The 14,149-nt window shown below is 55.8% G+C and carries 13 protein-coding genes; 3 read left to right on the top strand and 10 right to left on the bottom strand.

Going from position 1 to position 14,149, the window contains the following annotated elements:
- Positions 1 to 7: 7 nt before the first annotated feature.
- The 4 genes from pstB to ACFIOZ_RS21585 form a co-directional block, all read right to left on the bottom strand.
- Entirely contained in the window at positions 8 to 823 is an 816-nt protein-coding gene (gene pstB / locus ACFIOZ_RS21600) for a phosphate ABC transporter ATP-binding protein PstB (RefSeq protein ID WP_386081210.1), read from the bottom strand.
- A complete protein-coding gene (pstA, locus tag ACFIOZ_RS21595; RefSeq protein WP_386081208.1) occupies positions 817 to 2,241 on the bottom strand; it encodes a phosphate ABC transporter permease PstA in 1,425 nt (474 codons plus the stop codon). Before pstA ends, pstB begins: the two co-directional genes overlap by 7 nt.
- Positions 2,238 to 3,356 (bottom strand): ABC transporter permease subunit, encoded by a 1,119-nt coding sequence (locus ACFIOZ_RS21590; RefSeq protein ID WP_386081206.1) that lies wholly within the window; start codon positions 3,354 to 3,356, stop codon positions 2,238 to 2,240. Before ACFIOZ_RS21590 ends, pstA begins: the two co-directional genes overlap by 4 nt.
- 134 nt (positions 3,357 to 3,490) lie before the next feature.
- On the bottom strand, positions 3,491 to 4,375 hold the full coding sequence (locus ACFIOZ_RS21585; RefSeq protein ID WP_386081204.1) for a PstS family phosphate ABC transporter substrate-binding protein: 885 nt from the start codon (positions 4,373 to 4,375) through the stop codon (positions 3,491 to 3,493).
- Positions 4,376 to 4,586: 211 nt separating this feature from the next.
- Here ACFIOZ_RS21585 and ACFIOZ_RS21580 point away from each other — a divergent pair, with 211 nt between their 5' ends.
- On the top strand, positions 4,587 to 5,003 hold the full coding sequence (locus ACFIOZ_RS21580) for an acyl-CoA thioesterase (protein WP_386081203.1): 417 nt from the start codon (positions 4,587 to 4,589) through the stop codon (positions 5,001 to 5,003).
- 75 nt (positions 5,004 to 5,078) lie between these two features.
- On the opposite strand, the gene ACFIOZ_RS21575 is transcribed toward ACFIOZ_RS21580, so the two are convergent.
- The 3 genes from ACFIOZ_RS21575 to hexR form a co-directional block, all read right to left on the bottom strand.
- On the bottom strand, positions 5,079 to 6,173 hold the full coding sequence (locus ACFIOZ_RS21575; protein WP_386081201.1) for a TRAP transporter substrate-binding protein: 1,095 nt from the start codon (positions 6,171 to 6,173) through the stop codon (positions 5,079 to 5,081).
- Between the two features lie 131 nt (positions 6,174 to 6,304).
- The gene (gene uvrD, locus ACFIOZ_RS21570) at positions 6,305 to 8,503 is read right to left on the bottom strand and encodes a DNA helicase II (protein WP_386081199.1); all 2,199 of its coding nucleotides are present in this window, start codon (positions 8,501 to 8,503) and stop codon (positions 6,305 to 6,307) included.
- A gap of 206 nt (positions 8,504 to 8,709) precedes the next feature.
- On the bottom strand, positions 8,710 to 9,564 hold the full coding sequence (gene hexR / locus ACFIOZ_RS21565; protein ID WP_022521119.1) for a transcriptional regulator HexR: 855 nt from the start codon (positions 9,562 to 9,564) through the stop codon (positions 8,710 to 8,712).
- 239 nt (positions 9,565 to 9,803) lie between these two features.
- Here hexR and ACFIOZ_RS21560 point away from each other — a divergent pair, with 239 nt between their 5' ends.
- Positions 9,804 to 10,019 carry a PA3496 family putative envelope integrity protein gene (locus ACFIOZ_RS21560; protein ID WP_022521120.1) on the top strand — a complete coding sequence of 72 codons (216 nt, stop codon included), beginning with the start codon at positions 9,804 to 9,806 and terminating at the stop codon, positions 10,017 to 10,019.
- 94 nt (positions 10,020 to 10,113) lie between these two features.
- Here the strand turns inward: ACFIOZ_RS21560 and ACFIOZ_RS21555 are convergent, their stop codons facing one another.
- Both ACFIOZ_RS21555 and ACFIOZ_RS21550 read right to left on the bottom strand, forming a co-directional pair.
- Positions 10,114 to 11,457 carry a sodium-dependent transporter gene (locus ACFIOZ_RS21555; protein WP_386081195.1) on the bottom strand — a complete coding sequence of 448 codons (1,344 nt, stop codon included), beginning with the start codon at positions 11,455 to 11,457 and terminating at the stop codon, positions 10,114 to 10,116.
- A gap of 154 nt (positions 11,458 to 11,611) precedes the next feature.
- Positions 11,612 to 12,466: a DUF72 domain-containing protein gene (locus tag ACFIOZ_RS21550; protein ID WP_386081194.1), complete on the bottom strand. Its 855-nt coding sequence runs from the start codon at positions 12,464 to 12,466 to the stop codon at positions 11,612 to 11,614.
- 294 nt (positions 12,467 to 12,760) lie between these two features.
- Between ACFIOZ_RS21550 and aroQ the strand changes: the two genes are divergently transcribed.
- The gene (gene aroQ, locus ACFIOZ_RS21545) at positions 12,761 to 13,204 is read left to right on the top strand and encodes a type II 3-dehydroquinate dehydratase (protein ID WP_386081192.1); all 444 of its coding nucleotides are present in this window, start codon (positions 12,761 to 12,763) and stop codon (positions 13,202 to 13,204) included.
- Here the strand turns inward: aroQ and ACFIOZ_RS21540 are convergent.
- On the bottom strand, positions 13,197 to 13,976 hold the full coding sequence (locus ACFIOZ_RS21540; protein ID WP_386081190.1) for an IclR family transcriptional regulator domain-containing protein: 780 nt from the start codon (positions 13,974 to 13,976) through the stop codon (positions 13,197 to 13,199). The genes aroQ and ACFIOZ_RS21540 overlap by 8 nt on opposite strands.
- Between the last annotated feature and the right edge of the window lie 173 nt (positions 13,977 to 14,149).

Here is a 14,149-nt window from a genome sequence, read left to right as displayed (position 1 = left end):
CTAAGGCCTAGGTGATGCGGCCGGTGATGTAGTTTTCGGTACGTTGCAAACGGGGATTAGTGAAGACTTGATCGGTAGGCCCGTATTCAACAAGCTCACCTTGGTGCAAAAAGGCGGTGTAATCTGATACGCGTGCTGCTTGCTGCATATTGTGGGTAACCAGTATCAGCGTTAGCTCTGATTTGAGGTTACGGATTAACTCCTCAATTTTGAGGGTTGAAATCGGGTCGAGTGCTGACGCAGGTTCATCAAGCAGCAGCACGTCGGGCTGTACGGCTAAGGTGCGTGCGATCACCAGGCGCTGCTGCTGACCACCGGAAAGCTGCCAGGCGGAGCGGTGCAGGCGATCTTTCACTTCATCCCATAGGGCCGCGGAGGTTAATGCCCACTCAATAATGTCGTCCCTTTTGCGTTTAGGGAGGCGCTGTTGCAGTCGCAGGCCAAAGGCCACGTTTTCATAGATCGACATGGGGAAGGGGTTGGGTGTTTGAAATACCATCCCGACACGCCGTCGCAGCTCAGTCACATTCATTTGCGGGTCATGAATATCTTGCCCTTCCAGCGTAATTTTACCGCTGTGGGATACCGACTCATTAAGATCGTGCAAACGGTTAATGGCCCGTAACAGCGTCGACTTACCGCAACCCGACGGGCCGATGAAGGCCGTGACACGATGCCGTGGAATGCTGAGGGTCAACTCGCGCAACGCCTCTTTCCCCGCATAAGCGAGGTTAAAGTGATCGATGTTCAGGCAGCTATGCTCGGACGAAAAGTGCGCCACTGGTGCCTGAGAGGTATTGGCTGAATGTAATGACGCTAGCATTCGTTTCCCCGTTGACGCCTAAGATAATGACGCAGAAATATGGCAGTTAGGTTAAGCACCAGCACAATTAGCACTAAAAGTAGTGCTGTGGCGTAGACCAGCGGAATAGCGGCTTGTACATCTTCGCCGTGAAAGGCGGTATCAAATAAATGATAGCCAAGGTGCATGAACTTGCGCTCTAAATGTAGGTAAGGAAACTCACCATCGATGGGCATCTGCGGCGCCAGCTTGGCGACGCCGACGAGCATCAACGGTGCCACCTCGCCAGCTGCACGGGCAACCGCTAAAATGACCCCTGTTAGCATGGCGGGCGCCGCCATGGGCAGCACGATGCGGGTGAGCATCTCCAAGCGCGTAGCGCCGAGCGCCACGGCGCCTTCCCGCTGCGCCTCAGGGATCCTCGCCAGCCCTTCTTCTGTGGCCACTATCACCACCGGCAGGGTGAGTAGCGCCAGGGTAAGCGACGCCCATAGCAGGCCGCCGGTGCCAAAGGTGGGGGAGGGCAGTGTATCGCTGAAAAACCACTCATCCAGCGAACCGCCGATGCCGTAAACAAACACCCCCAAGCCAAATACCCCATACACAATTGACGGAACCCCGGCCAGATTGCGAACGCCAATACGTACCAGCCGGGTCAGCCGCCCCTGGTGAGCGATTTCATTGAGGTAAATGGCGGCTAGCACGCCAAAGGGCGTAACGATCACTGACATTAAGATCACCATCAGCACCGTGCCAAATATGGCGGGCCAGACGCCACCGTCGGTATTGGCTGCTCGTGGGCCCTCGCTTAAAAACCGCCACACTGCCTCCCCCCAGGCGCGCGTTTTCTGCCACCCGCTCATAGCATTGGGGGCTTGTGCGCTCACCACGCTGGCCAGTGGTTGGTGCAGGGTGCGGCCATCCACGGTGGTAAGCAGCAGCTGCCCTGCCTGACGTTGACTGGCGGGAAGCGCTAATAAAGCGGTTAACCGTTGCCAGGCTGCGTCCCCCTCCCAGCGCTGGCCGTGCTGCTCGATGGCCACTAAATGGCCTATAAAGTCGCCCCAGGGGCTACGATCAAGACGAATCAAGTCGTCTGGCTGGGCACGCTCTGCAATGTCATCGATTGCCACCCAACGCCAGCGAGCGCCCTCTATATCCTGGTTGCCAGTAAAGTAGAGGCGTTCATCCCCCGGCTGCTGCGGTAGCGCCACCTCACGTATGGATTGACCTGCAAACGTCTCGCCTGAGCTAAGGGTGACTTCTTCCAGCGTAGCGGGCCAGAAGTGCCCGAGCCCGCGCACTAGCAGTAGCGTTAATAGGGCGCCGAGCATTAGCAGGGAAAGCGCTACGCTGGCCGCACATAGCCAGGGCCACACCCCATTGGCCCAGCTAAAACGAGGGCGGCGAGAGGCCGCGTCGGTTGAAACAGAGGTCATAATGCCCCCCCTATCTGGCGGAAGCGGCGGCGCAGGCGTTGACGGACGACCTCGGCAAGGGTGTTGACCAGAAACGTGAAGATAAACAGCACCAGTGCGGCCAAAATCAGCAGATGATAGGTCTGGCCACCAGGAGACGCTTCAGGCAGCTCGATGGCGATAGCTGCGGCCATGGAGCGCATGCCCTCGAAGGGGCTGGTGCTGAACAGGGCGGTATTGCCGCTGGCCATCAGCACGATCATGGTTTCGCCCACCGCCCGGCCCGCACCGATCATTATCGCTGAAAAAATACCCGGACCCGCTGCCACCAGCGCCACCTTCCACAGCGCCTGCCAGCGGCTGGCCCCCAGCGCCTGGGCGCCCTCTATTAAGGTCGAGGGCACATCGGCCAGCGCGTCTTCCGCCAGTGAGTAGATACTGGGGATAACAGCAAAACCCATGGCAATACCAACAATCAGCGCATTCCGGGCGGCGTAATCCATGCCATAGCGCTGGTCGAGTAACTGGCGCAGATCACCGCCTAGCCACTGCTGCTCCAGCCACGGCGCGAGCCATAGCGCTATCGCCACCATGAAGATAAGCCAGGGCACTAGCCAAAGGCCTGCCCAGGAAAATGCTAATCGGCGGCGAAGGCGTGATTTGGCCAGTTGCCAGAGTAAACCGGCAAGCGCGGCGCTGAGCGGGAGCCAAATGATCAGCACTAACGCGCTGGCGAGGTGGCGCTCAACCCAAGGTGCCAAAATAAGCCCGGCAATAAAGCCCACCACCACACCGGGGATAGCCTCCATCATTTCGAGCGCGGGCTTGATCCGCGAGCGCAGCCGCGCTGACATAAACAGCGCAGAGTAGATAGCTGCACCCAAGGCGACGGGGATGGCGAACAGCAGTGCGGCTAACGCGGCTTTAAGGGTGCCCCATGCCAGGGGAGAGAGCTTTGCCAGCGCTAAAGTATCGCCGATCGCCAGTAGTGGCAGGGTTTCCCACACCAGAAAAACACCGATAGCCAGGATGGCCAGCAGCACGCCTATACCGCCAGCGGTAATCAAACCGGTGGCTATGCGGTCTTTCAGCGCTCTAAGCGGCTGTCGAGAAGAGGGTAACCGAGGTGGGGTCATGTGGATATCATGGCAAAACCGAGGTAATCATAGCGCTGACCAACATAGAGTGAACAAACAAGCAGCAGCAAAAAACAGTACATGGACAGATTCCCTACCCTAAGACAGTTATGTGTCATTTAGATGACAGTGGTTTACCACCTTTGCTGTTCGTTGAGGACACTAGAGGTTAACGGTACAAAGCCGGATGCGCGTGCAATCTGCTGGCCCTCATCGGACATAATCAATCGGAGCAGCGCCTGCTCGGCGGGAGGGAGCCGCTCTCCTGGTGGTAGGTTCACATAAAGGTAAAGATAGCGCGACAGCGGATAATCACCGCTCTGTATCGCCGCTTCGTTGGGGTGGATCGCAATGCCCTCATCGTTATAGAGGCTCAATGCATGCACGGCAGGGGTGAGGTGGTTAAACCCAGCGTAGCCCATCGCATTGGCTGATTCACCAACTGCGGCGACCACTGCCGAAGAACCGGGGTGTTCACTGATATCACTGCGAAAACGCCCGCCACATAAGGCCCGCTGTTGAAACAGCTCATGCGTGCCCGAGGCAAGATTTCGCCCATGCAGCGCAATGCTGCCAAATGACCAGTCTTGGGTCGCTGGCAGTTGCTCCCAGCGCCTGATCGGCGTCTCGCCACCGCAGGCCCGCGAGGTTGAGAAGATCGCATCCACCTGCTGACGGGTTAGTGTGCGTAGCGGATTGTGTCGGTGTACAACAACGATAAGCGCGTCACGGGCGATCTTCAATTCCAGCGGTGGGTAGCCATAGCGCTCGATAAAGTGATCGCGCTCTTCGCCGGTCATCGGGCGAGACATCGGGCCCAGCCGTGTGGTGCCTGCTACCAGCGCCGTGGGGGCACTGGCCGAACCGCTGGCTTGAAACTGCAGCTTTACCTCTGGGTAGCGGGTGGTGAGGGTTTCACCCCAGCGCAGCATTAGCCCTGCCATGGTGTCAGAGCCCACTGCGCCCAAAGTACCGCTGATAGCGGCGGGTTGCCCCCAGGTCAGGGAGGGGGACAACATCAGCGTAACAACCACCGCCCAGCGCAATAAAGTGTGCCGAACAGCGCAAGTTACCCTTCCATTATTGAAAAGAGTCGTCCAACGAGTATTCAAACGAGCGTCCTCTTATGGTTAACTGAAACTACTTCTTTGTGTTGCGATGCAGCAACAGACCTAAACAACGTGACTCTCTGCAACGTTTACAACAATAAACTGACTAAGCGACTAACTCATGACTCTCCTGGAAACCGATTTGGACGATGTACCCGCCCCTCAAGGCCAACTAACGTTAAAATTACTGGCTTCCCGCCAAGATACCAATTTTTATGGTGATATACCCGGTGGGTGGCTGGTCAATCAAATGGATCAAGCGGCCGAGCTGGCGGCCGGGCGTGAAGCGGGTGGGCGAACGGCGACCGTGGCGATTGAAGCCATGGATTTTTTAAGCCCGGTGCGCGTTGGCTCAATGATCAGCGTTTACACCCAGGTACAAGACATTGGCCATAGTTCAATCAAGATTGATGTGGAAGTGTGGGTGCGTCCTCCCCATGGGCAACGCCTAGAGGAGCGCCAAAAAGTCACCGAGGCGCGCTTTGTGATGGTAGCGCTGGACGATAATGGGCGCATTCGCGCGGTGCATAGCGACTAGTTAACTTCAAAATACCTGAGTTAAATAGCAAAAGGGCGCTTAGTGCGCCCTTTTGCCGTGCTTCGTTTACTTGCCTTAACCGTCGACGTTATCGCGGTTCTTAAGGTAGGCGTACTCACCCACATCGCTGAACGGGCGTAGCAGCTTCTGGAAAGCAGAATAAGATTCGTAAACACGGCGTGACTCTTCGTCGCTGTCGACCTGACGCTGAATCGCTTCCAGCGATGAAGTGTAAAGCGCTGCCATCACGTCCTCGGGGAAAGTGCGTAGCTGAACGCCATGCTCATCGACCAGTGTATCCAGCGCCTGGGCGTTGCGGAAGGCGAATTCGCTGATCATGGCCATGTTAGACGCCCGTGCGGCCTCGCGGATGACGTCCTGCAGGTCTTCCGGCAGTGCGTTCCAGGCATCCAGGTTGATCGTGCCTTCCAGTACCGCAGAGGGTTCGTTCCACGCTGAGGTGTAGTAGTAGTCAGCCACCTGGTGCAAACCAAACGCCAAGTCGTTGTAAGGCCCTACCCAGTCAGCGGCATCCAGTGCGCCGGTTTGTAGCGAGGTGAAAATTTCTGAACCTGGCATAGTAACCGTACTAACGCCGATGCTGTTCATCGCTTCACCCGCCAGACCCGGCAGGCGAAGTTTTAGCCCCTGCATATCCTCTAGCGAATTGATCTCTTTTTTGAACCAGCCTGCCATCTGTGCACCGGTATTGCCTACGGCGAACGGCTTCAGATTGTGATTGGCGTAGATCTCATCCCACAGCTCCTGGCCACCGCCATGATACAACCAGGCGTTCATTTCGGTGGTGGTCATACCGAACGGTACAGCGGTAAAAAACTGCGAAGCAGCGACTTTTCCGCGCCAGTAGTACGAGGCAGAGTGGCCCATTTCAGCGGTTCCGGCTGCTACGGCGTCGAATACTTCGAGGGCGGGCACCAGTTCACCCGCGCCGTGGACGCGGATCTGCATGCGGCCGTTAGAGAGCTGTTCTACCCGGCGGGCGAAATCATTCGCACCCGTACCCAGGGCAGGGAAATTTTTCGGCCACGAAGTGACCATGTCCCAAGTAATGGTTTCTTGTGCGCGTGCACTTGAGGTGGTGACAAAAGGGGCAGCAGCGACACCGGCGGCACCCAGGCCGACGGATTTGAGGAAGTTACGGCGTTGCATGGCGAGCAAAACTCCGGAAATTATAGGATTTTTTTGTCAGCGCGCAAAAAGGCGCAGTGTCCGTCCGCCAGTATGCGCTAAGCGGGTTTTAATCGGCAAGCTATTGACCCCAACACCCTTCGTTTGCGCTTTTAAAGTGGCGTTAGTTTGGCAAAGCCGAGCACCAGCCATTTGACCCCTTCGCCTTCAAAGCTGACCTGCACACGGGCGCGGGCACCTTCACCTTCCGCGTTAAGGATAATTCCTTCGCCAAATACGGGGTGCTCAACTCCCTGGCCGACATGGAGGCTAGGCATTTCGTCGCTGCCCTCGACGCTTTGCTGAGCAAAGGAGGTACGCGAGGCGGTAACCGGGCGGGAAATATGCCCGCGCAGGCGAACCTCTTCGAGCAGGTGTGGTGGCAGCTCGCGCAAAAAGCGCGATGGGCGTGGAAATACCTCTTTGCCGTGCAAGCGGCGGGTTTCGGCGTGGGTGAGGTAGAGCTTCTGCATGGCGCGGGTAACGCCGACGTAGCAGAGCCGCCGCTCCTCTTCGAGCCTGCCCGGCTCTTCAAGGGACATCTTGTGCGGAAACAGTCCCTCTTCCACACCGGCAATAAACACCACCGGGAACTCCAGACCTTTGGCGGAGTGCAGCGTCATCAACTGCACGCTATCTTCAAACTCCTCGGCTTCGTGGTCGCCAGCGTTAAGGGCGGCTTCGGAGAGAAACGCTTCCAACGCCGCCATGCCTTCGCCCGCCTCAGGTGCTTCAAACACATCGCCCTGGGTAAAGGCGCGGGCGGCAGTGACCAGCTCTTCCAGGTTTTCCACCCGCGCCTGGCCTTTCTCGCCGCGCTCACTTTTGTGGTGCTCGATCAAACCGGTATGCACTGTGACGTGGTCGATAATCTCGTGCAGTGCCATGCCGGAAGCATCGTTATCGAGCTGCTCGATCAGGTTGGCGAAGGTTTGCACGGCATTGGCTGCGCGGCCTTTCAAGGTGCCGTCGTTAATCGCATCGTGGAGCGCCTGCCATAGCGGAATGCCTTGTTCACGGGCGCGCAGGCGAACAATCTCTACCGTGCGTGTGCCGATGCCACGGGTGGGCACATTGATCACCCGCTCTAGTGAAGCGTCGTCATCGCGGTTGAGCATCAGGCGCAGGTAGGCCAGGGCATTTTTGATTTCCAAGCGCTCATAGAAGCGGTGGCCGCCGTAAATACGGTAGGGCATGCCTTGGCGAATCAGCGTCTCTTCCAGCAGTCGTGACTGGGCGTTTGAGCGGTAGAGAATGGCAATATCCCGTCGGTTGAAGCCTTCATCGACCTTCTCTTTGATAGTGTCGACGATATAACGGGCTTCTTCCAGGTCGTTAAACCCGGCATAGATCGAGATCGGCTCGCCTTCGATGCCATCAGTCCACAGGTTTTTACCCATGCGCTCGCTGTTGTGGCTGATCAGCGTATTGGCCGCTTCCAGAATGGCGCTGGTGGAGCGATAGTTCTGCTCCAGGCGTACGGTGTGGGTCTGCGGAAACTCCTGCTCAAAGCGGCTGATGTTCTCTACTTTGGCGCCGCGCCAGCCGTAGATCGACTGGTCATCATCACCCACGGCGGTCATCGGTGTCTTCATGCCGGTAAGTAGCTTTAGCCAGGCGTATTGCAGGGTATTGGTATCCTGAAACTCATCCACCAGCACGTGGCCAAAGCGCTCCTGATAATGTTTCAACAGCGCGGGGTTATCACGCAGTAGCTCCAGGCTTCTTAGCAGCAGCTCGCCAAAATCGACCAGACCGCCGCGCTCACAGGTGAGCTGGTAGCGCTCGTAGAGCTCGACCATCTGGCCCATGTAGGCATCGCCATCCACATTGACCTGGTGCGGGCGTAATCCCTCCTCTTTGCAGCCGGAGATAAAGTGCTGCACCTGGCGGGGCGGATAGCGTTCGTCGTCGATGGAGTAATCTTTTAGCAGCCGTTTGACCAGGCGGAGCTGATCGTCGGAATCGATGATCTGGAAGTGTTGCGGCAGTCGGGCGTCCTGCCAGTGGGTACGCAGCAGCCGGTGGGCGATAGAGTGAAAGGTGCCCACCCAGACATGGCGCATTGAGATGCTCAGTAGCGCCTCAAGGCGGGTGCGCATCTCCTTGGCGGCTTTGTTGGTAAAGGTGACGGCCAGCAGCGCGTAGGGCGACAATCCTTCCGCCTGCATCAGCCAGGCGATGCGATGCACCAGCACACGGGTTTTGCCAGAACCTGCGCCTGCGAGCACCAACAGATTACCTTGGGGGGCGCTCACTGCTTCGCGCTGGGCGGAGTTGAGCTGATCGAGAATCGCCGTGACGTCGTCCATAGTAGCCGCTGCCGGATCAAAAAATAGGCGGCTAGTCTAGCACAGCCAGGGAACTGGCTGTGTATACAGGTGTGGCAATCTTCTCGCCTCTGTGCGAGGGCAGGTTTCCGCGAGGGCGCTGTGAACCCATCCGTGGGCGCTACTTTTGACATCCCTGTCAAAAGACCCTCGCTTCAACCTGCCCTCGCACTCGGTATAGGCAAAGGCTAGGATTCTTCTGGAAAGCGCAGCGTATTAAGGCTCTTTTTAACCGCTTTAAGCTGCTCGGCGAGTTTCGGCCCGCGGGTTTTTGCCACGCCTACGGCAAGCACGTCGATGAGCACCAAATGGGCAATTCGCGAGCTAAGCGGGGTGTAAATTTCGGTGTCTTCATGAACATCGATATACAGCGGCAGGCTGACCTCTTCGGCCAGCGGTGAACCGCTGGGGCACAGGCCAATGACGGTCGCACCCGCTTCGCGAGCCAGGCGTACGCTGGCGACCAGCGCTTTGGTTCGACCGGTTTGTGAAATGGCCACCACCACATCGCCATCGTTCAAGGTCACCGCCGACATATTCTGCATATGCGGGTCGGCGTAGGCAGAAGTGGAAATCTGTAGGCGGAAAAACTTGTGCTGAGCATCAAAGGCTACAGCACCAGAGGCACCAAAGCCGTAGAACTCAACCCGGTTGGCCATTGCCAGGGCGTTGACTGCGCGGCCCAGGGCGTCGTTATCCAGCCGGTCGCGCACTGAGAGCAGCGTGCCCACCGTCGAGTCGAAGATGCTGTGGGAAAACTCAGCGACCGAGTCGCTATCGTTCATGGAGAACTGCGCGAACTGACTGCCGCTGGCCAGCATTTGTGCCAGCTGTAGCTTGAAGTCCTGAAAGCCATTGCACCCCAGCGCACGGCAAAAGCGCACCACGGTAGGTTCGCTAACGGTGGCTTCGGTGGCCAGATCCACAATGCGCATGTGGATGACCTCTTCGGGGTTGCGCAGTACAAACCGCGCCACTTTTTGTTCGGAGCGTCGAAAGTGCTCCATGCGGCGTCTCATTTCATCGAACAGGGCGCGACTCACGTTCAGCTCCTTGGGTGCTCAACCAGCAGGTAGTCAACAGTATGCCTTAATGAGTCCATCGGGCCACGAACTATTAGGCAGTGTTCTAGCAGCGTTTAAAGGTCGTTAGTCAGTTTTTTTAAGATTGGTCATCATTTTGTCAAGTAGGGTATAGTAATAATTGAAGTGCCGCACTGCATCATAACAGTCGTCACGGATGCAGGTGGACGAAGGCATATTCATCTGGAGGAACGTCGATTATGAGAAACGTCGAACGAATCACCTCGGTTAAAAGCGAATTGCTCGACATCTTCATGAGTATGGAAGTCGATGAGCATGCTCAGCGCCAGCGCAGCGCTGCCCAACGCAGCTTGAGAGCGCGGCGGGGTATTGAGCTTCATCGTGAGTTTCAAAAGTTATCGCGGGATATCGCCCCCTTGCCCGATGAAGATCGGCAAGAGAGCGAATTGCACTAAGTTTTAGGATGCCAAGAGATTAGGGGCGCAACTATATATCTGCGCAGAACCACGCTGCCCTGCCGGTTAATTAGCAGGGCCTTGGTGGCTCAGCTTAGATTAGCCCCGTTACGAACACAGCAATAACGCCAGCGGGCGCTACATAGCGCGCGATGATGTTCCATACGCTCACGCCAGTGGCTGAAAGTCCGAGTTCGGCTTCCACTGTTTCGCGCTTCAAACACCAAGCCACAAACACGATGGCACCCAAGCCTGTCAGCGGCAGAAGGATTTTGCTGGTAAAGGTATCCAGCAGGTCAAAAATATTAAGGCCTAAAAACAGCACCTCCGACCACACGTTGAATGAAAGCAGCGCTGCGACGCCTAATAGCCATACGGCGACGCCGCTAACCAAGGTCGATACGATGCGGCTCATGGATGTGCGCTCTTCCAGGGTTTCCACCACCGGCTCCAGCAGTGAAATCGCTGAAGTTAACGCAGCGAAGGTTAATAACAGGAAGAACATCAGCCCCAGAATCGTACCGCCCGCCATATTGCCGAATGCCAGCGGCAGCGTGACAAAGATCAAGCCAGGTCCTTCACCTGCGCTTAAGCCGTTAGCAAATACAATCGGGAAGATCGCTAAGCCCGCTAGCAGTGCAATAGCGGTGTCTAAAATGATCACGGTACGTGCTGTGCTGATCAGGTTAACGTCTTCACCCAGGTAGGAGCCGTAAGCCATCATGATGCCCATGCCCAGAGACAGGGTGAAGAAGGCTTGCCCCATGGCTGCTAATACCACACCACCGGTAAGCGCGCTCCAATCCGGGCGGAACATAAAGGCCAGCGCTTCGCCGAAATAGCCGCTGGCCATGCCATAGCCGACCAACACCAGCATTAGTACAATCAGCGCCGGCATCATTAGGCGAGCCGCGCTCTCCAAGCCTTTGGTGACCCCGCGTGCCACGATGCCAACGACGAGCACCATAAACGCAGTGTGCCATAACAGCAGGGTGGTAGGACTGCCCAGCATGCCTCCAAATAGCGCGCCGATGCTGTCAGCATCCTGGCCATTAAAGGTGCCGAGCACCGAGCTTAAGGTGTAGTTCAGCGACCAGCCGCCGATCACGCTGTAAAACGACAGAATTAAGAAGGCCGCCAACACGCCGCTAATACCGATTAGCGCCCAGGCGGGGGATTTGCCGTGATTAGCGGCCAACTCTGCCATGGTGTTGATAGGGTTTTTCTGACCGCGGCGGCCAATCATCCACTCTGCTACCAAAATGGGTAAGCCCACTAGCGCCACACAAGCTAAATAGACCAGCACAAATGCGGCACCGCCGCTGTCGCCCACCATGTAAGAGAAGCGCCAAATATTCCCTAGGCCAACCGCCGAGCCAGCGGCAGCCAGCACAAAAGTCATCTTTGATGACCATTGCGCATGTGCAAGTTTTGCCATGACACACCTTCTTTTAATCAGTTGTAATGAGTTTTTCGGTGCGATGCACCGTTTTTTCGGAAAAATGAGTCGTTGTCGGCATCTTTTTCCGAAAGTAAGCGCAATTTATCTGATAGACCGCAAGCATGCCAGTTAGCTGACCTAAAAAGGTGGGTTAAAACAGTTGGCTTTGCTTTTCACCCGCGAAGGGGCCAAGTGGGGGCAATGGCGACACTTCTCCTAGTGCGTTATAGAGTAAGCGGGCCATGTGGGGAGACTCGCGGTTATCCGCAGTATGCACAAATAAGAAAGGGGTTTTCCCCTGATTTATCCACAGCTTTAGGCGCTCTTTCCAGGCGGTGAAGTAGTTGCTATTAATCGTTTTGTCAATATGACCAATGAAACGAATGACAGGAAAATTTGCCGTGGAAAGCACGTGTAGCGGGAGTTTCGGCTTTTCTTGCTGGGCGTGGGCCAGGCCTAGATGGCCATTTGCCGGGGTGGAGAAGACGGGACGAACGTCAAGCATCACGCGGTTGGCCGAATAAGTTATCAACAGGCGGTTAAGAGCAGTCTCGGCGGCTCCCTTGTGGAAAAACTCGGGGTGGCGAACCTCTACCGCACAAGGCAAATGGACGGGCCAGGAAGCCAGTAGCGCTTCGAGTTGAGGAAGCTCTTGGGGCCCGAAATCTCTTGGTAACTGCACCATGGTGGGGCCAAGGCGATCATGCAGTGGTTCTAGCGCTGTTAAAAAAGCCCACGCATCTTCTAACCGCGTTAGCCGTTGGTCGTGGGTTACACTGGCAGGCAATTTAAAACAGAAGCGAAAGTGGGGAGGAGCCTGGCGCGCCCAGGAAGCAATGGTTTCCTGCTTTGGGGTGCCGCTATAAAAGGTCGTATTGCCCTCTACGCTGGAAAATACCGCCGCGTAATCGCTTAACAGCTCGGTTTTGGCATGGCGTGGGTAAAGGTTGCCAAGCCAGTCTTGATTGGCCCACATAGGCAAGCCTAGATAAAGAGGAAGCGTCATGAATGCCATGCCTATATCTATAAGAACAGCGCTAATGTAACAGTTTTAGCTGCCAGCCCGTTAAGCGCTTATGGTGGCTTATATGGCTTTTACGTGGCTACTATTACTATGCCAGCAGTGCAAGCCAGCAGGCGTTTGAGCAGGCTCTAGGGATTAGCTTAATCGATGCGATGGAGCTGTATGCCCAGTGCCAGCAAGCATGGCTGGAACGGACACTGGCGCAGTTGGCGGGTTGAGTGGTAGAACAGAGAGCTACGTCAATTTACCCACTAACGCTTAAGGTAGAAGAGAGTTATGAGTCAAGGAAAGGTACTGGTATTACATGGCCCCAATCTGAACTTGCTGGGTAGTCGTCAGCCAGAAATATATGGGTACGAGACGTTAGACGACGTGAACAACACTTTACGGGAGAAAGCGGTGATGGCTGACTGGGACATCACTTGCCTGCAGAGCAATCATGAAGGCGAACTAATCGATGCCATTCATGCCGCACGCCTTGATGGCACCCAAGCGATTATTATCAACCCCGCCGCCTATACACATACCTCAGTGGCCATTCTTGATGCCCTTAATGCCTTTGATGGCAAAGTGATTGAGGTGCATTTATCTAATGTGCACAAGCGGGAAACATTTAGGCATCACTCTTACGTCTCGCTGCGCGCTGATGGCGTCATTGCTGGCCTCGGGGTTCAAGGCTATCGAGCTGCGCTAGAGGCAGTGATGGTAGGGGCTAGTTAATATGCGCGCTTACTTGGGCCACTTTGTTTTGTAAAACAGGCAAGTAAACATTAATCAACGTATCAAGATCGACCCGAGCAGCGTTAGTGCTGATATTGATCGCGCCCATTAAATGCTGCTTGGCGTCATAGACAGGAACGGCAATGGAGCGCAAGCCGGAGTCAAGCTCTTGATCCGAAATCGCATAGCCCTGCTGCCGCGCTTTTACTATCTGGCTCCGTAGTTCGCTAACATCTGTCACCGTTTTGTCGGTGTATGACTCTAGAGCAACCGACGAAAGAAAGTGATCAAGATCCGTATCGCTAAGCTGAGCGAGTAACATGCGCCCCATGGAGGTATGAGCCGCTGGTAGCCGGGTGCCCACTGAAAGCGTAATCGCCATCAAGCGATGCTTTGCTGCCGAGCGGGCTACGTAGATAACATCATTGCCATCAAGTACACCAAGGGAGGACGACTCCCCGGTTTCAGCGGTAATGTCTTCGAGGTGTTGCTGAATAACATCGCGATAATTATTAGCCGATAAAAAGGCATAGCCGAGCTGTAGCACGCGGGGCGCCAATTCAAAGTAGCGTTGCTGTTTTCGTACGTACCCCAGTGCATGCAGAGTAAGCAAGAAACGTCTAGCTTTGGCTCTATTCATTCCCGTGCGCGCGGCGACTTCACTTAGTGTCATACGCGGGTGCTCATGATCGAATGCCTGGATAACTTCCAGGCCGCTAGCCAGCGCCGTCACAAAGTCGCGACTATCTTCACTCAGCATTTCTTCCTGCATTTTTACTACCCATTATCCTAAAACCTGAGGTAAAAGATTAACGTAAAAAAGTTCGCAGTGCGAACGTGTCTCGCTCTCCCAGCCAACAATCTCATCTCTTGCTACTAAAGTTGTGTTTTTTAAAGGGTTAGCAACAACGTAATCTCAAGCTGGACGCTACGAATACGTGTACG

Origin of the sequence: Vreelandella sp. F11 (assembly GCF_042466685.1) — a bacterium.
Classification (GTDB): Bacteria; Pseudomonadota; Gammaproteobacteria; order Pseudomonadales; family Halomonadaceae; genus Vreelandella.
This window is presented reverse-complemented; position numbering and strand designations above follow the sequence as displayed.

Excerpts from the sequence above, each read along its gene's own strand:
- ACFIOZ_RS21585 (WP_386081204.1), bottom strand. The coding sequence starts at position 4,375 with ATGTTGTCCCCCTCCCTGACCTGGGGGCAACCCGCCGCTATCAGCGGT.
- ACFIOZ_RS21580 (WP_386081203.1), top strand. The coding sequence starts at position 4,587 with ATGACTCTCCTGGAAACCGATTTGGACGATGTACCCGCCCCTCAAGGC.
- ACFIOZ_RS21560 (WP_022521120.1), top strand. The coding sequence starts at position 9,804 with ATGAGAAACGTCGAACGAATCACCTCGGTTAAAAGCGAATTGCTCGAC.
- ACFIOZ_RS21550 (WP_386081194.1), bottom strand. The coding sequence starts at position 12,466 with ATGACGCTTCCTCTTTATCTAGGCTTGCCTATGTGGGCCAATCAAGAC.
- aroQ (WP_386081192.1), top strand. The coding sequence starts at position 12,761 with ATGAGTCAAGGAAAGGTACTGGTATTACATGGCCCCAATCTGAACTTG.
- pstA (WP_386081208.1), bottom strand. The coding sequence starts at position 2,241 with ATGACCTCTGTTTCAACCGACGCGGCCTCTCGCCGCCCTCGTTTTAGC.
- ACFIOZ_RS21590 (WP_386081206.1), bottom strand. The coding sequence starts at position 3,356 with ATGACCCCACCTCGGTTACCCTCTTCTCGACAGCCGCTTAGAGCGCTG.
- pstB (WP_386081210.1), bottom strand. The coding sequence starts at position 823 with ATGCTAGCGTCATTACATTCAGCCAATACCTCTCAGGCACCAGTGGCG.
- ACFIOZ_RS21555 (WP_386081195.1), bottom strand. The coding sequence starts at position 11,457 with ATGGCAAAACTTGCACATGCGCAATGGTCATCAAAGATGACTTTTGTG.
- ACFIOZ_RS21575 (WP_386081201.1), bottom strand. The coding sequence starts at position 6,173 with ATGCAACGCCGTAACTTCCTCAAATCCGTCGGCCTGGGTGCCGCCGGT.
- uvrD (WP_386081199.1), bottom strand. The coding sequence starts at position 8,503 with ATGGACGACGTCACGGCGATTCTCGATCAGCTCAACTCCGCCCAGCGC.
- ACFIOZ_RS21540 (WP_386081190.1), bottom strand. The coding sequence starts at position 13,976 with ATGCAGGAAGAAATGCTGAGTGAAGATAGTCGCGACTTTGTGACGGCG.